The organism is Flavobacterium sp. B183 (assembly GCF_023539155.1).
GTDB lineage: Bacteria > Bacteroidota > Bacteroidia > Flavobacteriales > Flavobacteriaceae > Flavobacterium > Flavobacterium tructae.
Genome location: NZ_CP097434.1, coordinates 5,099,004 through 5,119,958 on the forward strand (window position 1 = coordinate 5,099,004; position 20,955 = coordinate 5,119,958).

20 protein-coding genes are annotated in these 20,955 nt (G+C 34.6%); 11 read left to right on the plus strand and 9 right to left on the minus strand.

Features of this window, described 5'->3' with window-relative positions; translation table 11 throughout:
- Positions 1–22: 22 nt before the first annotated feature.
- The 3 genes from M4I44_RS20795 to M4I44_RS20805 all read right to left on the minus strand — a co-directional run bounded on the left by M4I44_RS20795 (position 23) and on the right by M4I44_RS20805 (position 2,653).
- Positions 23–1,675: a SulP family inorganic anion transporter gene (locus tag M4I44_RS20795; RefSeq protein WP_249965972.1), complete on the minus strand. Its 1,653-nt coding sequence runs from the start codon at positions 1,673–1,675 to the stop codon at positions 23–25.
- An 80-nt stretch (positions 1,676–1,755) separates the two neighbouring features.
- Positions 1,756–2,040: a hypothetical protein gene (locus M4I44_RS20800; protein WP_035746393.1), complete on the minus strand. Its 285-nt coding sequence runs from the start codon at positions 2,038–2,040 to the stop codon at positions 1,756–1,758.
- A gap of 133 nt (positions 2,041–2,173) precedes the next feature.
- Positions 2,174–2,653 (minus strand): Dps family protein, encoded by a 480-nt coding sequence (locus M4I44_RS20805; protein ID WP_017496115.1) that lies wholly within the window; start codon positions 2,651–2,653, stop codon positions 2,174–2,176.
- Positions 2,654–2,760: 107 nt separating this feature from the next.
- On the opposite strand from M4I44_RS20805, the gene M4I44_RS20810 reads away from it, so the two are divergent.
- Entirely contained in the window at positions 2,761–3,705 is a 945-nt protein-coding gene (locus tag M4I44_RS20810; RefSeq protein WP_017496116.1) for a LysR substrate-binding domain-containing protein, read from the plus strand.
- 34 nt (positions 3,706–3,739) lie between these two features.
- On the opposite strand, the gene M4I44_RS20815 is transcribed toward M4I44_RS20810, so the two are convergent.
- Both M4I44_RS20815 and mnmD read right to left on the minus strand, forming a co-directional pair.
- Complete coding sequence (locus tag M4I44_RS20815) at positions 3,740–3,937, minus strand: hypothetical protein (protein WP_017496117.1); 198 nt, start codon at positions 3,935–3,937, stop codon at positions 3,740–3,742.
- Positions 3,938–4,103: 166 nt separating this feature from the next.
- Positions 4,104–4,769, minus strand: coding sequence for a tRNA (5-methylaminomethyl-2-thiouridine)(34)-methyltransferase MnmD (gene mnmD / locus M4I44_RS20820; RefSeq protein ID WP_249965973.1), 666 nt, complete (start codon positions 4,767–4,769; stop codon positions 4,104–4,106).
- Between the two features lie 317 nt (positions 4,770–5,086).
- Between mnmD and M4I44_RS20825 the strand changes: the two genes are divergently transcribed.
- Positions 5,087–6,157, plus strand: a complete 1,071-nt coding sequence (locus M4I44_RS20825) for a branched-chain amino acid aminotransferase (protein WP_017496119.1) — start codon at positions 5,087–5,089, stop codon at positions 6,155–6,157.
- A 62-nt stretch (positions 6,158–6,219) separates the two neighbouring features.
- Here M4I44_RS20825 and M4I44_RS20830 read toward each other — a convergent pair whose 3' ends face one another.
- Positions 6,220–6,600, minus strand: coding sequence for a nucleoside triphosphate pyrophosphohydrolase family protein (locus tag M4I44_RS20830; protein WP_017496120.1), 381 nt, complete (start codon positions 6,598–6,600; stop codon positions 6,220–6,222).
- Positions 6,601–7,030: 430 nt separating this feature from the next.
- Between M4I44_RS20830 and M4I44_RS20840 the strand changes: the two genes are divergently transcribed.
- The 4 genes from M4I44_RS20840 to M4I44_RS20855 all read left to right on the plus strand — a co-directional run bounded on the left by M4I44_RS20840 (position 7,031) and on the right by M4I44_RS20855 (position 9,691).
- A complete protein-coding gene (locus M4I44_RS20840; RefSeq protein ID WP_249965974.1) occupies positions 7,031–8,164 on the plus strand; it encodes an SRPBCC family protein in 1,134 nt (377 codons plus the stop codon).
- A 61-nt stretch (positions 8,165–8,225) separates the two neighbouring features.
- A complete protein-coding gene (locus M4I44_RS20845) occupies positions 8,226–8,768 on the plus strand; it encodes an RNA polymerase sigma factor (protein ID WP_249965975.1) in 543 nt (180 codons plus the stop codon).
- Between the two features lie 33 nt (positions 8,769–8,801).
- Positions 8,802–9,215, plus strand: coding sequence for a hypothetical protein (locus M4I44_RS20850; protein ID WP_017496124.1), 414 nt, complete (start codon positions 8,802–8,804; stop codon positions 9,213–9,215).
- 17 nt (positions 9,216–9,232) lie between these two features.
- Positions 9,233–9,691, plus strand: a complete 459-nt coding sequence (locus M4I44_RS20855) for a hypothetical protein (protein ID WP_017496125.1) — start codon at positions 9,233–9,235, stop codon at positions 9,689–9,691.
- 65 nt (positions 9,692–9,756) lie between these two features.
- Here the strand turns inward: M4I44_RS20855 and M4I44_RS20860 are convergent, their stop codons facing one another.
- Positions 9,757–10,818 (minus strand): oxidoreductase, encoded by a 1,062-nt coding sequence (locus M4I44_RS20860; protein ID WP_017496126.1) that lies wholly within the window; start codon positions 10,816–10,818, stop codon positions 9,757–9,759.
- A gap of 117 nt (positions 10,819–10,935) precedes the next feature.
- On the opposite strand from M4I44_RS20860, the gene M4I44_RS20865 reads away from it, so the two are divergent.
- From M4I44_RS20865 to M4I44_RS20875, 3 genes are all read left to right on the plus strand, one after another.
- Positions 10,936–12,147 carry a hypothetical protein gene (locus tag M4I44_RS20865; protein WP_089076312.1) on the plus strand — a complete coding sequence of 404 codons (1,212 nt, stop codon included), beginning with the start codon at positions 10,936–10,938 and terminating at the stop codon, positions 12,145–12,147.
- Between the two features lie 133 nt (positions 12,148–12,280).
- Entirely contained in the window at positions 12,281–14,254 is a 1,974-nt protein-coding gene (locus tag M4I44_RS20870; protein WP_017496128.1) for a KUP/HAK/KT family potassium transporter, read from the plus strand.
- A gap of 143 nt (positions 14,255–14,397) precedes the next feature.
- Complete coding sequence (locus M4I44_RS20875) at positions 14,398–15,618, plus strand: RsmB/NOP family class I SAM-dependent RNA methyltransferase (protein ID WP_249965976.1); 1,221 nt, start codon at positions 14,398–14,400, stop codon at positions 15,616–15,618.
- A gap of 83 nt (positions 15,619–15,701) precedes the next feature.
- On the opposite strand, the gene M4I44_RS20880 is transcribed toward M4I44_RS20875, so the two are convergent.
- On the minus strand, positions 15,702–16,742 hold the full coding sequence (locus M4I44_RS20880) for an AMP-binding protein (RefSeq protein ID WP_017496130.1): 1,041 nt from the start codon (positions 16,740–16,742) through the stop codon (positions 15,702–15,704).
- Positions 16,743–16,753: 11 nt separating this feature from the next.
- On the minus strand, positions 16,754–17,686 hold the full coding sequence (locus M4I44_RS20885) for a CPBP family intramembrane glutamic endopeptidase (RefSeq protein ID WP_249965977.1): 933 nt from the start codon (positions 17,684–17,686) through the stop codon (positions 16,754–16,756).
- A 113-nt stretch (positions 17,687–17,799) separates the two neighbouring features.
- On the opposite strand from M4I44_RS20885, the gene arsC reads away from it, so the two are divergent.
- Both arsC and M4I44_RS20895 read left to right on the plus strand, forming a co-directional pair.
- The gene (arsC, locus tag M4I44_RS20890) at positions 17,800–18,150 is read left to right on the plus strand and encodes an arsenate reductase (glutaredoxin) (RefSeq protein WP_070907284.1); all 351 of its coding nucleotides are present in this window, start codon (positions 17,800–17,802) and stop codon (positions 18,148–18,150) included.
- An 89-nt stretch (positions 18,151–18,239) separates the two neighbouring features.
- On the plus strand, positions 18,240–20,711 hold the full coding sequence (locus tag M4I44_RS20895; protein ID WP_249965978.1) for an outer membrane beta-barrel family protein: 2,472 nt from the start codon (positions 18,240–18,242) through the stop codon (positions 20,709–20,711).
- Positions 20,712–20,955: the final 244 nt, after the last annotated feature.

The window sequence follows — 20,955 nt, forward strand, 5'->3', positions numbered from 1 at the left end:
AAATACCTTAATTAATTATAATTTATTTAAAATTCTCTTTTACCTTTTCTTTTTGAACTAAAGTTCTTTTCGCAACATCATAATAATGCTCTATCGATACATGATTATTAATGTCCGGTGAATTCTCAAGTTCATATGCTTTCTTGAATCCTTTAAGCTTTACTTTAATATTTTCGTCAATTGCTCGTGTCTCTTTAAACTCACGGATCAAATCTAAAACATCATGCGCAATATACTCTGTATCTGCAGCATTGATAATTACTTTAGAGTTTTCCGGAATTTCACTTAAAGTAGACTTAATCGCAGCCTTATTCAAGAATGAAACTTCCTGTGCTAAATCGATATGAATGACATCACCATCTTCGTATTCTTCTTTTTTGAAACTGTACGCTCTTTTCAGATTTCCTCTCAATACAAAAATAATACTGATCACAATTCCTAAAGCAACCCCTTTAAGTAAATCTGTCGCTACAACAAATACCAAAGTGGCAATAAACGGTACGAACTGATATTTTCCTTTTTCCCAGAAATGTTTGAAAGTGGCAGGTTTCGCCAATTTATACCCTACTAAAATTAAAACCGTTGCCAAAGTTGCCAATGGTATTTTGTTTAATAACGTAGGAATTGCCAATACACTAATTAGCAAAAGTACACCATGAATAATGGCTGACATTTTTGATTTTGCTCCTGCATTATTATTGGCAGATGATCTTACTACAACGGATGTCATCGGCAAACCGCCCAGAAGCGAACTTACTACATTACCAATTCCCTGCGCTCTAAGCTCAACATTGGTATTGGTATAACGTTTTTGAACATCCATTCTGTCAGACGCCTCTATACACAACAACGTCTCAATAGAAGCAACTATTGCGATTGTAATCGCCACCACCCAAACTTGCGGGTTGGTAACCGCAGCAAAATTTGGCAAAATTATGATTGATTTAAACTCATCAAAAGATTTTGGAACCGGCAAAGAAACCAAATGCTCATTTGCAATTGCCAGCGAACTTCCCGTTGAAGTAAAAAACTCGTTTAAAATTATTCCTGTAACAACAGCAACAAGTGCTCCCGGAATTAATTTCATTCTTTTTAAGAAGGGAACTTTTTCCCACGAAATTAAAATCGCCAAAGAAACAAGTGAAACCACAACCGCTCCTAAATGTATGTGATTTAAAACATCGAATAGAAAAGAAAAAGAGTTGCTTCCGTCATTTTGAATAAATGCCTGATCTCCTTCAAAATCGGCATCGTATCCAAAAGCATGGGGTAATTGTTTCAGAATAATAATAATTCCGATACCTGCCAACATCCCTTCAATAACGTTGGTAGGAAAATAATTGGAGATACTTCCGGCCTTTAAAAATCCTAATGCTAATTGAATTAATCCAGCAATAAAAACAGACATTAAAAACACATCGAATGCACCTAAATCTGTAATAGCAGTTAAAATGATAGCGGTCAGTCCAGCCGCTGGTCCGGAAACACTAATATGAGACTGGCTTAAGTAACCTACCACAATACCTCCAACAACACCTGCGATAATTCCCGAAAATAACGGTGCTCCGGAGGCCATTGCAATACCTAAACACAATGGAAGAGCTACCAAGAAAACCACTAAACCTGACGCAAAATCAGATTTAAGGTTGGCAAAAAGATTGATTTTTTTTGTCATAATACAATACTAAAAAAATTATTCATTAACGTTTTACCACATTTATTAAAATGCAGTTCAATTCAAAATAATCGGAAGTATTATACCAAGTTAGGAGGTGGAGCAAAAATGCTCGGAGAAATATTGTCTAATTTCACAATGTTCTCAGACACAATGGTCTTTTTTTCAATATAAACTGGCATAACAACTTCATGTTGAAGTATTGCCGGATAAACAGCAGCCTTAAGTTCTTTATGTGAATGTTCCTCTTCAGAAAAACTGAAAAATATCGACGCATCGTTGCTTTTCTTCATCACCGTCACAATAGTTGGAGTAGATAAGAAGGCAATAAAGATGAATAATAATATGCGAGCGACTAATTTCATTGGAACAAAAATAGTGTTAAACAGCTAAAATCAAAGCGAGAGGCCAAAAAATTTAAACAAATTTAACAATCATAAAAAACAGAATGATCAAACCCGACCATTCTGCTATAGTAATCACTTTAGAAACAACACATTAAAGCTCTTCTTCAAGCCATGCATTCATCATCCAAATTGTTTTTTCCTGCTCTGAAATGAAGTCACTCATCATCGAATTTGTCCCTTCATCATTAATTTCATCCGATTGTTTTAAAATTCCTCTTTCGATTTTCAATAAATCCGTTAAAGAGCTTACAATTAAGTGAACCGCTTTTTCATCATTTGAAATATTTTTTCCAACAGCTAATTTGTTATTTTTAATATAATCTTCAAAAGTATGTAAAGGAGTTCCGCCGATAGTTAAAACCCTTTCTGCAATCAAATCAATTTTCAACTGGGAATCTGTGTACAATTCTTCAAACTTTACATGCAAATCAAAAAAACGTTTCCCACGAATATTCCAATGCAACCCCCTTAAATTCTGGTAATATACCTGAAAATTTGACAACAGAACATTTAATTCTTTTACTAACAATTCTGATTCCTTTACCGGTAAACCTAAAATATTTGTTTTCATAGTTCTCATTTTATAATGTGATTACTACAAATTTAAAATAAGTTCTCCTAAAATAATATAAAAAAAAGTTATATTTTCTTATTTTTGCATCAAAAATTACTATCAAGATGACTATAACTCAATTGCAATATGTACTAGCTGTTGCCGAGCATAAAAATTTTACCCTTGCTGCCGAAAAATGTTTCGTTACCCAGCCTACACTGAGTATGCAGATTCAAAAGATCGAGGAAGAACTTAGTATTCAAATTTTTGACAGAAGCAAAAAACCCATTCAACTTACAGATATTGGTCAGAAAATTGTAAACCAGGCCAAGAATATTGTAAATGAGGCTGATCGTATTAAGGATATTGTAGAGCAGCAAAAAGGTTTTATTGGAGGAGAATTCCGTTTGGGAATTATTCCAACCATTATGCCAACACTTTTACCGATGTTTCTAAACAATTTCATTAAGAAATACCCAAAAGTAAAACTCTTAATTGAAGAGCTTAACACGGATGAAATTATCCTGAAGTTAAAAAATGGTCATTTGGATGCTGCTATTGCCGCAACTCCGCTTGAAGACGAAAAAATAAAAGAAATCGTTTTGTATTTTGAACCTTTTGTGGCTTATATACCGGAACATCATGCCAGTTTTCAAAAAGAAGAAATTGAAGTTGCGGACTTAAACATTAATGAAATCCTGTTGCTTCAGGACGGGCACTGTTTCAGAGACGGAATTTTAAATTTGTGTAAAAATGCCAGCGACCTGGATCAGAATAATTTTCAGATACAAAGCGGAAGCTTCGAGACCCTGATAAAATTAGCCGACGAAGGTTTGGGTACAACGCTACTTCCGTACTTGCACACCTTAGACTTAAAAGATTCCGACAAACAAAAACTGCGTAACTTTAAGGAACCTAAACCTGCTCGTGAGGTAAGTTTGATTTACCCGAAGAGCGAATTAAAAATACAAATCATTGACGCCCTAAGATCTACAATTGCAGGAGTTATTAAAGGAGCAATTGTTTTTCAGAACGTTCAGATCATCAGCCCGCTACAACAAAAGAAATAAAAATGAAAAAGGAGCCAATTTGGCTCCTTTTCTTTTATACTTTAATTAGTAGTAGACTTTGCTTTAATTCTGGTTTTTCAATAATGAAATTTAATAACCATTCTTGTAATTGTTCCATTTCGTACGGTAACAGTGTTTTGATAGCTTTTTCTAATTCTTTGCAGAAAAGTATCGGGTCGAAACTCACTCTCTCAAGTATTGATTTCGTGTAATCAAACATCATTTTTGACATAATAAAATAAGATTTTTTGGGGTTATCTATATTTTTAAACTCGCAACAAATTTAAACAAATATCATTCATAAGTACCGATTTTAACTTATTTTTTTAAAAACTTTAGCAACGAATACGATTTCTTAATAAACATAAATCAATATAGAATCATTCTAAACAACTCATTTAAACCTTTTTAAAGGCTCTAAACATTTCTCTTTTTCCGGGAGGTCCCGCCAATTTTTCAACCGTAAATCCTACCTCAATCATACTTCTTTTAACAACTCCGCGAGCAGCATACGTTACCAAAACTCCATTTGGCTTTAAACTTTGGTACATTTTTCGAAAAATTTCAGTACTCCATAGCTCCGGCTGCACCCGATATCCAAAGGCATCAAAGTAAATCAAATCAAAAATTTCAAAATCATCAATTTCATCAAAAAATTGTTTCCTTTTGGTTAACATAAAATCGGCACTGATAACCTCTTTCTGATTCCACTCACATTCGTGCATTTTTTCAAAAACATCCTTATAATTGTCAGCCTCCAATTCAGCAACATAATTCATTTCAACGACCTCTTTCGCATCAACCGGATAAGCTTCTACTCCAACATAATCAATTTGCTGCTGTTTTTGTGCAGATTCCAAAAAAGTAATAAACGCATTCAACCCCGTTCCAAAACCTATTTCAAGAATACTTACCGGAGCAGCATCAAATAAAGAAAGACCGTTTTTTATAAATACATGTTTAGCTTCCTGAATCGCTCCGTGTTTGGAATGATAAGACTCATTCCATTCCTGCAAATGAATTGTAGTTGAGCCATCTAGCGTTTTAATTATTTCTCTTTTCACCTTATTTCGGAATTAACAATCTTTATCTATTGATATATGGGGCATTTTAAGTGCCAAATTTAGTCAAAACAAATGCGTAAAGCCTTAAAAAACGGTTCGTTTTTCATAAATTCTTTATAAAAATGTCTTAATTTTTTCACTTTATTATAAGATATATAAATCTCAGTTAAAGGGCGTAAATAATGCAGTTTTACTAAGCAAATTATATATTTTTACTTAATTTTGCATTGAGAAAAATCTATCACTCACCAAATCATAGCTTTAGATTTTCTTTAATTATTAATGCTAATTACATAAAAAAACTTTACATATTAATTATGAGTACAACTCAAACCAACAAAATTGAAATCAGAAAAGCAACTTCGTCAAAAATAAGCGGAGTAGACTTTCAAAATTTAAGCTTTGGTTCTGTTTTTACAGACCATTTATTCGAGTGTGATTTTAAAAATGGAGAATGGCAAAATCCTGTCATTAAGCCTTATGCTCCAATTTTAATGGATCCGTCTTCAAAAGTCTTCCACTACGGACAAGCTATTTTTGAAGGAATGAAAGCTTATAAAGATGACAATAATGATGTTTGGTTGTTCAGACCGGATGAAAACTTCAAACGTTTTAACAACTCAGCAGTTCGTATGGCTATGCCAGAAGTTCCTGAAGCTGTTTTTATGGACGGTTTGAATGAATTATTAAAAATTGATCAGGAATGGATTCAAAAAGGAAATGGAAGCAGTATGTACATCCGTCCTTTTATGATTGCAACCGGTGCCGGTGTTGTAGCAAATCCTTCTGACGAATATAAATTCATGATTTTACTTTCTCCTGCACAATCTTATTACGGAGGTGAAGTGAAAGTAATTATCGCTGAACATTACAGTAGAGCGGCAAACGGAGGAATTGGAGCTGCCAAAGCTGCCGGAAACTACGCTGCACAATTTTACCCAACCAATCTGGCCAACAAAGATGGTTTCCAACAGGTAATCTGGACAGATGATGCCACACACACTAAACTGGAAGAAGCGGGAACTATGAACGTTTTCTTCAGAATCAATGATACTTTATTAACCGCTCCAACAAGCGAAAGAATCTTAGACGGTATTACCAGAAAAAGTTTGATCGCTATCGCAGAAAAAGAAGGACTTAAAGTTGAAGTTCGTCCTGTTATTGTATCAGAATTGGTAGAAGCGGCTAAAAACGGATCTTTAAAAGAAATCTTCGGAGCAGGAACTGCTGCTGTAGTAAGTGTAATTAAAGGTTTCTCTTATCAGGATACTTATTACGAAATGGCTCCTCTTGAGAATTCTTATGCTTCTTTATTAAAAGAAAAACTAACAAGTCTTCAAAACAAACTTTCTGAAGACACTTTTGGCTGGACTGTAAAAGTACAATAAGCAAAAGACAGCTCTATATAAAACAAACCCGACAGGCTATAAAACCTGTCGGGTTTTTTATGCTAAAGCAATTTTGAAAAATCAGGCTTAAAGTAGTTTGGCCCTTTCATTACTTTTCCGTCTTCTCTGTAAATTGGCTTACCGTCCTCTCCTAATTTACTCATATTACTGCGTTGAATCTCATCAAAAACAGCTTCGATTTTGTCCTGCAAACCGTGTTCAATAATAGTTCCACACAAAATATACATCATATCGCCCAAAGCATCAGCAATTTCAACTAAATCGTTATTCTGAACCGCCTCCAGATATTCTTCGTTTTCCTCTTTCATTAAATTATAACGAAGCAGCTTCTTTGTCTCTCCCAAATCAGCAATCGGTTCAAGGCTATGTCCTATTTTAAAAGCAGTATGAAACTCAGTCACCGCATCAAGTTGTTTCTTCATGATATTATTTTGATTAAATGAAATACCAAATTAGCAACAATTCGTATACAATTCTCTAAATTTGCCAAAAATTATTTTCAACTATGTTTAGTCAAGGACAATTAATATTCGGACTCTGTTTTTTTATTGCATTCGTAATCGTAATGATATTCGCTTATCGAAAAGATCTTGCCTTACACAAGGTTTTTTACAAAGGCAATTATAAAGTACTACTCGTATTTTTACTTTTTATTGCCATTTTATTTGTAATTAAATTTTTCTTCAAACGATAAGACCGAAAAGAAAGTTTTCGATTTCAAATAAAACCTTTTTGAGTACATTTTATTTGATTTTCTCTTCCGATAATGGTATAAAATGTACTTTTACCAAAGTGTTATTAGTGCGACTAGTAATAAATTTATAACTTTACGACTCCAAATAAACCACTACAATGAAGATTCTTAAATATTTATTCCTACTACTATTATTAAGCCTTGTTGCCCTTACCGTTTTTGTTGCCACGCAAAAAGGAATCTTTTCTGTGGAAAGAAGTAAAGTGATCAATTCACCAAAAGCTACGGTATACAATTACCTTAATGATTTTAGAAATTATGAAGATTTTGAATCCTGGTCTGTTGAAGATCCTACGATGAAGATGACCTTTCCTAACAAAACAGTCGGAAACGGAGCTTCTTTTTATTGGACTGGATCTGAAGGAAATGGAAACGCAATTACTCTAAAAACAAAAGACGGAGAAAGCATACAGCAAAAAATGAAGTATGACGGAACCGAAGCCGATGTAAACTGGACTTTTAAAGATACGTTGGCCGGAAAAACAAAAGTAACCTGGAAAGCATCCGGAACGATGAGTTTTTTATTTAAAGTTTACGCCGCTCTAAACGGAGGCTCGGACAAAGTAATTGGAACTATCTACGAAAAAAGTCTTGCCAATATTGACAAAAACTTAGATTACGAAACAAAAACATACGCTATAAAAGTTAACGGACTAGTAAGAAAGACTGAAACTCCTTATATCAGACAAACCTTTACGAGTGAAATTGGAAAAGTTGGTAAAAATGCCAAAATCGTTATTCCAAAACTAATCGAATTCAGTAAAAACAATGGGTTAGCCACGAATGGAAAACCATTTATTATTTACCACACTTACGACATTACAACGGGACTGGCTAAAATTTCGATTTGCTTACCTACCAGCCGCGAAATCGTAACTACTTCCGGAAGCGATATTTCAGGAGGAAAACTAAACGGATTTGAAGCCGTAAAAACCACTTTAAAAGGTGATTATTCGCATCTTAACGAAGCTTTTAAAAAAACAACTACTTTTATCAACAACGAAAAAATCACACCTGATTTAAGCTGGTCACATCTTGAAATCTTAACCATGAGCAAACTAGATGTAAAAAGTCCGTTTAAGTTAATGACTGAAATTTACTATCCAACAAAACCTAAAGTAGTTCCGGTCGCTAAAGTTCCTGTTTACAGACCAGCCACTACCGATCCGGCAGTAGCAAAACCTGTAGAAACACCTAAAAAGCCGGCAGAAGAAGAACAGTCAGAATTCTAAAATAATTTGGCTCATTAAACCTTTTGTTCAAAATTCATTCTAACACCATAAATAACGGAATTTGGCAGACGAGAAGGAATTTATTCAACAATTATTAAATCCTGCAACGCAAAATACCGCGTTTCAAAAGCTCGTATCTGATTATCAAAAACCGCTGTATTCCCATATTCGAAACATTGTATTAAATCATGATGATACAGATGATGTTTTACAGAATACTTTTGTAAAAGTCTTTCAGCATTTAAAAAACTTCAAGGGAGAAAGCAAGCTTTTTTCCTGGATGTATCGAATTGCAACCAACGAAGCTTTGACCTTTTTAAGTCAAAAAGCAAAACTGAACGGAATAACTTCTGAAGCACTACAAAATAAAGCCATCGACAATTTAAAAGCCGATGTTTATTTTGAAGGAGACGAAATTCAGATCAAACTTCAAAAAGCGATTGTAACCTTACCGGAGAAACAGCAATTGGTTTTTAAAATGAAATATTTTGAAGAATTAAAATACGAAGAAATCGCTGAAATTCTGGGAACCTCAGTCGGCGCTCTGAAGGCATCCTATCATCACGCAGTAAAAAAAATTGAAATATATGTTACCTCAAATTAAACCTTTTGTAACAACAACTGTCTTATAGCTACTATGAAAACATTTAATTTAGAAAACGAACCGAAAATAAAAACCGGATTTAAAACTCCGGAGAATTATTTTGATACTTTTTCAACAAAGGTTTTACAGCAAATAAACGAAGAGAAAGAAGTAAAAGTAATACCGCTTTACAAGCGTAAAAAAGTACTTTCGATTGTGGCTGCCGCAGTTGTTTTTGCAGCTTTACTGATTCCTGTGATCAACCATTACAATACATCCAAAGATCTTGACGAAGACACTCTGGAAACGTATTTATCTTATCAATCCAACTTAAATCAATACGATTTGATTCGTGAACTGGACACAAAAGACATTGATAAACTTGGTAAAAACGTTGCTCTTGAACAGGAAACTCTTGAAGACATCTTAGCTACCAACCCTAATATTGAAAATTTAATTTCAGAATAAAACTAAAATTTCAAAAGATGAAAATTAAAAATATACTTCCGATACTTCTATTCTTTATTACATTCTCCTTTTACGCACAGAATGACAAAACAGACGAAAAACGGGAAAAGATTAAAGCTTATAAAGTTTCTTTTTTAACAACAGAATTGGAACTCACCTCCACAGAAGCCGAAAAATTCTGGCCCATTTACAATACATACGATGACAAACAATATGAATTGCGTCACGAAAAAATGAAAATGTATTTGCGTAAACTAGATGATGACAACATTAGTACCATGTCTGAAAAAGAAGCAGCTTCACTCCTGTCACAAATGGAAAGCGCAGACAAAGAATTATATACACTGAGAGACAAATACAACAGCAACTTAAAAAAGATTCTTTCTGCTAAGAAAATCTTAAAGCTTAAAAAATCAGAAGACGACTTTAACCGCAAACTATTAAAACAATATCGCGATAAAGCCGGAAAAAACTAATATAACAAAAAGCAACAACAGCGAAAACCCCATATAATAACTTGCTTTATTATTTGGGGTTTTTATTATTTAAACCGGATTCTGATTACTTTATTATGGCCTGCTGCAATTGCAGTATTTCTATTCAGAAAACGAATGGTAAACAATTTTGTATCCGTTGATAATTGCGTCCAGTTCTCTCCTCCATTTTGCGAATACTGAATTCCTTCAGAACCTACACAAATAATTTCTTTACCATTTCCACCCGGAACGTATTGCACACACGAAGCATATCCAAATCCCATACCCTGACCAATTAGCTGCCAGGTTTTTCCTCCGTCAGTAGTAAAGGCTTTATTGTCCTTTTTTTGTTCCGGAAATTCGTAATCACCACCAGCGATAAACCCGTGTTTTGAATCGTAAAAATCAGCTGTAAAAATACCGGTCATTGTTTTTCCCTGTACAATTGGTGTTTCAATTACCTTCCAGGTTCTTCCTTTGTCCGGCGAATAAAAAACACGTGCCTTTTTTCCTCCCGAAACCAGCCAGGTATCATTTCCTTTTATTACTATATTCGAATTACTGGCTGCAAAAGCCGCTTCACCCTCTGCATTGGTTGGTAATTTATCCGATAGAATTTTGGTCCAGGTTTCGCCACCGTCACGTGTCACGATAATAGAAAAAGTATCTTCTGTAGGATCGCCAATCGCAATTCCTTCTTTATCATTCCAAAACTGCATACTATCGTAAAACACCTTCGAATTTACTTCTTTGTAAACTAATTTTACTTTCTGAGTTTTTTTAGACACCTGATAAAGCAATGCAGGATTTCCTACACTCAATAAAAAAATATTGTTTGCATTCTGAGCAATACTTCTAAATTCCAAATTCAACGTATCACGGTAAATATGATCTTCAAATTTTTCTTTTTTATCCAAATCATAAAACCCAAAACGGGAGTTATCAGCTCCATACCAAATTTTATTTTTATCGATTGAGATGGCTCTGATACTAATTTTATCCTGAAATAAAGTATCTATCTGAATTGATGTAAAACCCGTATTAAAAATCCCTTTACCATTATTATTCAAGGTTTTAAAAGACATTAACAAAATTAAAGCACCAAAAAAGAATATTACTTTTCTCATAAAATTAGTTTTTTAGCGCTAAAATACAATTATTTATAACACTTGAAATAAGTTTCGCTTTTTTTTCTGGCACAGTAATTGGATACCTCAAAATATTAATCATAATACGATTTAAAAATGAAAACGAAACTACTTTTTATAGCCCTCCTGGCAATAGGTTTGAGTTCTGTACCAGTACAAAGCCAAACTACTGTTTATGCAAAAAACTCAGACATAAGCGATAACTTAGATTTAAGAGCTGTTGCGTCTATTTTTGGAGAATCAGCTAATCTGCAAGATTTTGAGAGACGTTTAAACGACTCTAAATATCAAATTTCCAATCTTGATTTGAACGATGATAATCAGGTCGATTATTTACGTGTAATCGAATCTGTAGAAAACAGAACTCACGTTGTAATTATTCAGGCGGTCTTAGATCGTGATGTTTATCAGGACGTTGCTACAATTGATGTAGAAAGAGACAACTACAACAGGGTGAATGTACAGATCGTAGGAAACAGCTACTTGTATGGAGCCAACTACATTTACGAGCCTGTTTACAATGTAGCTCCGGTAATTTACACTTCGTTTTGGGTAACCAATTACAGACCGTATTACTCTAGCTGGAGTTGGAATTACTATCCAAGATATTACTATGCCTGGAGACCTTACCCAATTTACAGATACAGAAACAACATTAATTTGTGTATTAATGTAAACAATAGCTACAACTATGTAAATACGAGAAGAAGTTACAGAGCTCCTGTTATCTATGAAACAAGACGTACATACGGTTACGAAACCAGACGTCCTGATTATAGTTTTGCACAAAGAAATTCGAATGCTACTAACAGATATGATTTAGATCAAAGACGTGTTACCACCAGAGATTACGGAAGAAATCAAAATACATACACGACAAACAGATCCAATTCAGATAGAGTATCTACTACAGACAACAGAACCTCAACCAGAAATTATGGAGAGAACAGAACAACATCTGACAGAACTTATACTACAAACAGAACCTCTTCTAACAACAGAGACAATTCAGGCATAAGCACAAATCCTGTAAGAGTTGAAAATACCGGCAGAAGAGATTACGGTCAAAACAATTCGAATGTTTCCAGAGGAAATTCACAAAGCTATGGAACTACGGAAAGGGTTGCGACTCCTCAAAGAAATGAGTCTAACAGAAGTTATTCAGAAAACAGAGGAAATTCAGAGAGACAGAGTTCGCAAAACACGCAACGTTACGAATCTCCAAGAGCAACTCAGGAATCCAGAGGCAGTGAACCACAAAGAGAGAGCGGTTCTAACGGAAGAAGTTACGGCGGTAGACGAATTTAATACCAAATTTCCAATCTTATATAAAATGAAAAGCACAATTTAACGATTGTGCTTTTTTTTATCTTTTTAGTTATAAGTGAGGTTAGTTTATTATAAAACGTTAAATTTGCAACCGTCTTTTATAAAAATATACATGAGCGCATCGCATAAAAACTTACATAGTAAGTTGTCTATAGGGGGTTTACTGATAACATTGGGAATTATTTATGGAGATATTGGTACTTCTCCATTGTATGTAATGAAAGCCATTCTTGGTGATTACGCCATTAATTCTGATATCGTTCTTGGTGGAATTTCATGCGTTTTCTGGACTTTGACGCTTCAGACTACAATAAAATATGTACTGATCACGTTAAGTGCTGACAATCATGGTGAGGGTGGAATTTTTGCCTTATATGCCCTGGTCAAAAAAACCAAAATTCAATGGCTTATTGTCCCCGCGATTATTGGAGGAAGTGCCTTATTAGCTGACGGGATTATTACCCCTCCAATTTCTATTTCTTCCGCTGTAGAGGGAATCCGGGCGTTTTATCCGACTATGCAAACGGAGACTATTGTTTATATTGTTATCGCAATTTTATTCATTCTTTTCACCATACAACAATTTGGAACCAAACTAGTTGGAAAGTTTTTTGCTCCAATGATGCTGATCTGGTTTGCTATGTTAGGAACTCTTGGAACAATTCAAATTCTAAAATTTCCTGAAGTAATTAAAGCGGTAAATCCGTATTATGCTTATCATTTATTATCCATTCATCCTGACGGTTTCTTCGTACTTGGTTTCGTATTTTTATGTACAACAGGTGCCGAAGCTTTGTACTCTGACATGGGACATTGCGGAAGAAAAAACATCAGAATTAGCTGGGTATTCGTAAAAACTACTTTGGTTTTAAACTATTTCGGACAGGCTGCGTACTTAATCCATCATGAAGGAAGTACACTGCAACAACTGGGTGGAGAAAATGGAAATCCTTTTTATCTGATTATGCCACACTGGTTCCTTCCGTTCGGAATTGTGGTAGCTACTTTGGCAGCGGTAATCGCTTCTCAGGCACTTATCAGCGGATCATTTACTTTGATCAACGAGGCTATGCGACTGAACTTCTGGCCGAAAGTTAAAATTAAATACCCTACCGAAGTAAAAGGACAATTGTATATTCCATCGATCAACTGGTTATTGTTTTTTGGTTGTGTTGGAATTGTTTTACACTTTGAGAAATCAGGAAATATGGAGCACGCCTATGGTCTTGCCATTATTCTCTGTATGATCATGACGACCATTTTACTGAATTACTATCTCATCATGAAACGTGTAAAACTGTACCTGATGGTGCCGTTAATCACTATCTATTTACTGATTGAGTTTAGTTTCCTGATTGCTAACATTACTAAATTTGCCGAAGGCGGTTACGTAACTTTAATTATTGCTATTGCTTTAATCTCTATCATGACGATATGGTACCTGGCTAAGAAAATCAACAAAAGCTACACCAAAATCATCAAAATTGATGACTATAAAAAGGTACTGATGGAACTAAGCGAAGACTTATCTATCCCAAAATACGCTACTCACCTGGTTTATATGACTAATGCTAATCGCGTTGATGAATTAGAGGAAAAAGTAATCTATTCTATTTTACAAAAGCGTCCAAAAAGAGCTGATATTTACTGGTTTGTACACGTAAACATTTTGACGGAACCGTACAAAACACAATACAAAGTTACCGAAATAGCTAAGGACGATATTTACAGAATCGATTTTAATTTAGGATTCAGAGAGCCTACAAAAATTAATTTAATGTTTAGAGAAGTAATTCGCGATATGGTAAAACGTGGCGAAGTAGACATCACAAGCCGTTACGAATCTTTAAACAAAAACAATATTATCGGAGACTTTAAATTTGTTTTATCAGAGAAATTCCTATCTAACGACAACGATCTAAGATGGCATGAAAACATTATCATGAGTTCTTATTTCTTCATTAAAAAACTGAGTTTATCTGAAGAAAGGGCTTTTGGTTTAGACAGTAGTTCCGTAAAAATTGAAAAATTCCCAATGGTGCTTCACGCTCCTGAAAATATTGGACTGACACGTATTACGAAATAAATCATTCCAAAACATCATTAAGAAACACTCTTTTAAACTTTATTAGAGTGTTTTTTCTTTTAAAAAGAAGTTAAACGAACAATCAAAATTAAAAATTTAACTTTCAATCAATTAATAGTACCTTTGCAACTCAAATAATTAAAATGAGATTACACAGAAATTTAGTTTATACTACCATCGATTCTTTAAATGCTATTTTCAATGAAGGAGAATATGCAGACAAAGTGGTAGCCAGAGCCTTAAAAAAAGACAAACGTTGGGGAAGTTCCGACAGGAAGTTTGTTGCTGAAACGATATACGAAATTGTTCGCTGGAAGCGACTATATGCAGAAATTGCAGAAGTAAAAGAACCATACGACAGAGATAACTTATGGAGAATGTTTGCGGTTTGGGCAGTTTTGAGAGGATACCCTATTCCGGATTGGAGACAATTGGAAGGAACTCCTGAGAGAAAAATAAAAGGTCGTTTTGATGAGCTTTCTAAAATTAGAGCTTTAAAAGAATCTATTCCGGACTGGATGGATGAATTAGGAGTAAAAGAATTAGGAGAGAAAGTTTGGGCAAAAGAAATTGCTGCTCAAAATCAGCCGGCTAAAGTTATCTTAAGAACCAATACGCTTAAAGGTACCAAGGAAAACTTGAGAAACACGTTGATGGATTTAAATATTGAAACGGAATATTTAAAAGATCAGCCTGAAGCTTTAGTTTTGAAAGAAAGAGCCAACGTATTCTTAACGGACGCTTTTAAACAAGGACTTTTTGAAGTTCAGGATGCCAACTCGCAATTAGTAGCTGGTTTTCTGGATGTAAAACCTGGAATGCGTGTGGTAGATACCTGTGCAGGAGCGGGAGGAAAAACATTGCACATTGCTTCGTTAATGGAAAACAAAGGGCAATTAATTGCAATGGATTTGTACGAAAGCAAACTGAAACAATTGAAATTAAGAGCCAAAAGAAATGGCGCTTTTAATATCGAATATCGTATAATTGACACTACAAAAGTGATCAAAAAATTACATGAAAAAGCAGACCGTGTTTTAATTGATGCGCCTTGTAGTGGTTTGGGAGTTTTAAAAAGAAATCCTGACTCTAAATGGAAACTGCAACCTGAATTTATTGATAACATTCGAAAAGTACAGACTGAAGTTCTGGAAAGCTATTCGAAAATTGTAAAACCGGGCGGTAAATTGGTCTATGCCACTTGCTCTGTTTTACCATCGGAAAATCAGGAACAGGTAGAGAAATTCTTAAAGACCGAAATCGGAAAGCAATTTACATTTATTAAAGATCGTAAAATACTAGCCTCAGAATCTGGATTTGACGGATTCTATATGGCTTTATTGGAAAGAAAAGCAACTAATTAATTTCTTTAAAATTCCAAAAAAAACAAATTCCAAATTCCAAACTGTACTGTTGGAATTTGGAATTTGTTTTTTTTGGAATTTTATTAAACTAAACTAGGCTTTCGCAACAGCTTCCCATTCTCATTTTCTTTAAACTTCGGAACAAAAACAATTTCCTTTGGTTTTTCATATTTGCCCAATACATCAAAAAAATCAGAAGCAAACTCTTGTTTTTCTCCTTCAATCACCAGAATTAGTTTTTCCCCTAAAGTAGTATCCGGAACTCCGGTTACAAAAAACCTGCTGTTTATCTTCCCTATCAGCTTACTTTCGATTTGTTCCGGAATTAACTTCACTCCTCCACTATTCACTACATTATCAATTCTTCCTAAAAATACAAACTGATTTTCATTAACCAGCTCCACCAAGTCATTTGTAACGATAGGTTCCTTAGAAACCGAAGCCAGATGAATTACCAAACAGTCACGATCATCCTTGTCGATTTTCACATTTGGAAGAATCGAGAATGCCTTTTCTCCTACTCTTTTGGCAGCGATATGTGTAATAGTTTCCGTCATCCCGTAGGTCTCGTAAATCTCGGTCTTTAGCGGAAGTAATTGCTCTTCAAGCGCACTATCGATCTTAGCCCCTCCAATGATAAGTTTCTTCACATTTTTCAATTCTTCAACAGAATTTTGAACCTGCAAAGGAACCATGGCAACAAAATCATATTTAGTTCTATTTAAAGCCAAAGGTGCCGTGCTTGGCGAAACAACATCAATATCCAAACCCAAAATCAGGCTTCGAACCAACATCATTTTTCCGGCTATAAATTGTACAGGCAAACAAAGCAAGGCTTTATCACCGGGTTTTAATCCGAAAAAATCACCTGTTGCCAAAGCGGACTGAATCATCGCTTGTTTTTCGAGACGGACTAATTTTGGAAGTCCGGTCGTGCCGGAAGTTGTCATTTCAATAAATTCTTTTTTATCGAACCAATCCAGCAAAAACTCACCAATAGCTTTTTCGTATACATCTCCTTCTTTGATGTAACTGTAACCTATACGGCATAAATCTTTCCCATTTAAATGATAACCATTTAACTTAAAGTAATTATGGACATTTTTATGTGTTAATTTTGACATGACTGTGTGTTTTAATTTAAAGATTCTACAACATTTATTTCCCCCGTTAATTTTTCTTTCCAGTTACTCCAATTGTACTTCTTACTAAAAATAAAAAGCAGAACAGGATAAATTACAGCCACCGGCAATAGTACATCTACACCGGCCGAAGGCTCTGATATATCAATAAAAAGTGAATGCGTTTGAAAAACCGACCAATCAGAAGTCACCAACAAAGCTCCGACTAAATTATTAGCAGCATGAAAACCCAATGCCAGTTCCACTCCCTCATCCATTAAGGTAATCACTCCTAAAAACAAACCAGTTCCGATATAATAGACCATTACGATATACCCCATCTTTACAACTTCAGGATTAAAGACGTGCATCGAACCAAATATAACCGAAGTCATCAGTAAAGGAAACCACCTGTTTCGCGCTAAATTGGCAAATCCTTGCATGAGATACCCCCTAAAGACATATTCTTCAGTAGAGGTTTGTATCGGTATTAACACCGTTCCAATTACCACTAAAATTAAAAAAGGTACTAATTTAAAATTCCAAACAAAACTCTCAGGAGAACTAAAATACAATACCACAAAACTCAAAACAGAGAACAAAGACCATAATAAAAAAGAAAAAGCAACTCGTCTCCAATCTACTTCTGCTCTTGAAGTAGTAACGGATAAAAGAGTCTGACGGTGCATATATTTTACCACATAATAAATCCCTACAAAGGCGAAAGCAAAAGAAATCATCACCAGAAACAAGGTCAAATTGGGTTCAAACATTTTCATAACCGCCGCATCATTAGAGGGAAACCCCTTGCCGGAAATCCAACTCTTGTAAAACACCGCAAGAGAAAAAGGAATCTGACCGATAAAAGATGCTATAATAATTAAAACGGATCCTAAAAGATACAACCAGAACTTATTATGAGGTTTAATTCCTTGTTCTAAAAACATATTGATAATAATTTAAAAAATGAGAATTCGATTTAATAACTAAATCTTATTTTTGGCACTGCTAAAATACCTATTTCGGTTTAATTATCTTACAACATTTTAAATATAACAAAATGATACAAATTTATCACAACCCACGCTGCGGAAAATCAAGAAATTGCCTGGCTTTTATTGAAAATACAAAACAGGAATATCAAATTATCCCTTATTTGACCGAAACGCCGAACTTTAATGATTTAAAAAAACTTCTTGAAAAATTAAACCTTAAACCGCTGCAATTGGTTAGAATTAAGGAAAAAATCTGGATTGAAAATTACAAAGGAAAAGAACTGACCGATGACCAGATCATTGAAGCTATGGTCGAAAATCCTATTTTGATCGAGCGCCCGATTGTTGTAAAAGACGACAAAGCAATCATTGGCAGAGACCCTGAATTAGTAGCTTCTTTTTTAGATCAATTATAAAGAACCATATTAACAAATTTTTGTGATTTTTCTCTTTAAACCAAAAGTTACATTTGCCGTCTAAAGAACAAAAGAAACCAAAAATCACAATGAAGAAAATCAAATTTGCTGTATTACTTGTATGCCTATTTACAAGTTTGTACAACTATGCACAACAGGCACCTCCTGCCAGAAACAAGGTAAAGGTTACCGGGAAAGTTCTCGAAAAAGTAAGCAAACAACCTCTTGAGTATGCTACCATTTCGATCACAGCCCCAAATGACACCAAAGTTATTGCTGGTGGAATCACCAATCCAAAAGGAGAGTTTGATGTGGCTATTGCTCCGGGTACTTACGATATAAAAGTTGAATTTATTTCGTTTAAACCTACTTTTATTAAAGGAAAAACAATTTCCGGAGACACTGCTTTAGGTGTTGTAAATTTATCAGAAGACGCTGCACAATTAAGTGAAGTTGTCGTTCGTGCCGAAAAATCAAGTGTCGAAATAAAACTGGACAAAAAGGTTTATAATGTCGGACAGGATATGATGGTTAAAGGTGGAACAGTAAGTGATGTTTTAGATAATGTTCCTTCTGTTTCTGTTGATTCCGAAGGAAACGTAAGCTTGCGAGGCAGTGACAATATCCGAATTTTAATTGACGGACGTCCTTCAAATGCGATCAATGTGGCAGAAGCTTTACGTCAGCTTCCTGCAGATGCTATTGACAAAGTAGAAGTAATCACCAACCCATCAGCACGTTATGATGCAGAGGGAGGATCAGGAATCATCAATATCATTCTTAAAAAAGGAAAAAATCAGGGGTTCAACGGAACTTTTATTGCTTCTACAGGACTTCCTGAAACTTATGGTTTGAGTGCCAACTTAAATTATAAAACCGAAAAACTAAACTATTTTACGACTGCAGGTTACAACTACAGAACCAATGAAGGTATGGGTTTAACCAATACTTCTTATTATAATGCTGATGGATCTCCAAAAGGTTATTTAGATGAAGATCGTGATACCAAAAGAATCCGAAACGGTTTTAATGCAAGAGCAGGTATGGAATGGACGGTTGCTCCTAATACTTTCTGGACAAATGCCATTAATTATCAAAAAAACTCGGGCGAGGATAAAGATTATATTAACTACAATAATTTTGACGCCGCTCACGCTTTTACAGGAACAACTAATCGTTTTAACAATGCCGATACCGGAAGCGAGAACGTAGAATTCACTTCGAACTTAATCAAAAATTTCAACAATAAAGGACACAAACTTACTGCCGATTTATCGGTTTCCAGAAATACAGACGATAGTGACGGGCTTATTACCGCACTACCTACTTCTAATACTACTCTAAACGATCAGGTACAAAAACAAATACTACTTCAGACAGATTATGTTCTTCCATTAGGAAAAGGAAGTCAGTTTGAAGCGGGGTACAAAGGAAGTTTTGGTGACTTAAACAACGAGTACAACGTTACAAATCTTATAAACGGAGAATATGTTATAGATCCAAAAAAATCAAATACTTTAGAATACAAAGAGAACATCAATGCACTTTATGTACAGTATGGACTGAAAGTCAATAAATTCTCTTATTTATTTGGTTTACGTTGGGAAGACACTAATATTCAAGTGAACTTATTAGACAATAGTATATTTAACACCAAAAAATACAACAACTTGTTCCCAAGTGCTTTTGTTAGTTATGAAATTTCAGATCAGAGTAACTTCACTGCCAGTTACAGCAAACGTTTATCAAGACCGAGAGGACGTTTCATGAATCCAGCTCTTAATTACGCCAGTAACATTAATATTTTCCAGGGAAATCCTGACTTAGATCCATCATTAACCGATAAATTTGATGTAGGATATATTAAAAGATGGGAAAAAGTAACCTTTAGTTCTTCAGCTTATTTCGAAAATACAAAAGATGTTTTCAGCTTTGTCAGAACTCCAAATGGAGATAAAGTAGACGGAATTCCTGTTATTCTAAGCCGTCCTATCAACTTAGGAAAAGAGCAAAAATATGGTTTCGAATTCACCTTCAATTACAGTCCGTATAAATGGTGGAAAATAAACAGTAACTTCAACCTTTACAATGTAAAAACAACCGGGGAGAACACGTATACAGACACAAACAATAAAGTGATTGTACAAAATCTGAACAATCAGGCCAACACCTGGTTTGCCAGAATTAGTTCAAAAGTTACATTGCCATACAAAATTGACTGGCAGTTAAGCGGTACCTACAATGGTTCACAAAAAACAGCACAGGGTAAAATTTTAGACCAATTTGGAATGAATACTGCTTTCAGTAAAGATGTATTGAAAGACAAAGCCACAATTGCGTTTAATATCAGTGACATTTTTAACTCAAGAATCATGAGATCGTATACTTACCTTCAAAATGACACCACTCTTGAAAGTCAAACATCTTACGGCGAAATGCAATTCCGTAAACGTCAATTCAATCTATCGTTTACGTACCGTTTCAACAAACCAAAAAGTGACAGAGAAAAACCGGGCGCACCTAAAAATGATGGTGACGGCGGAGGAGAATTCCCTGGATAATCTCACTTAAAAATCCAATAAAAAAAATCCAAATTCCAATTAAGTTTTACAAAATTGGAATTTGGATTTTTTTTTTGATTTTGGAATTTGAATATTGCTTATTAAAATTTCATTCTTCAGCATAAAAAAAGGACTCGCAAAACGAGTCCTTTTTATTGAAATCAACTAAAATTTAAGCTGATTGTTCTTGCTTTTTCTTTGCTCTTTTCTCTTTGAACATTTCCCAGCTAGCACCCGTAACCCA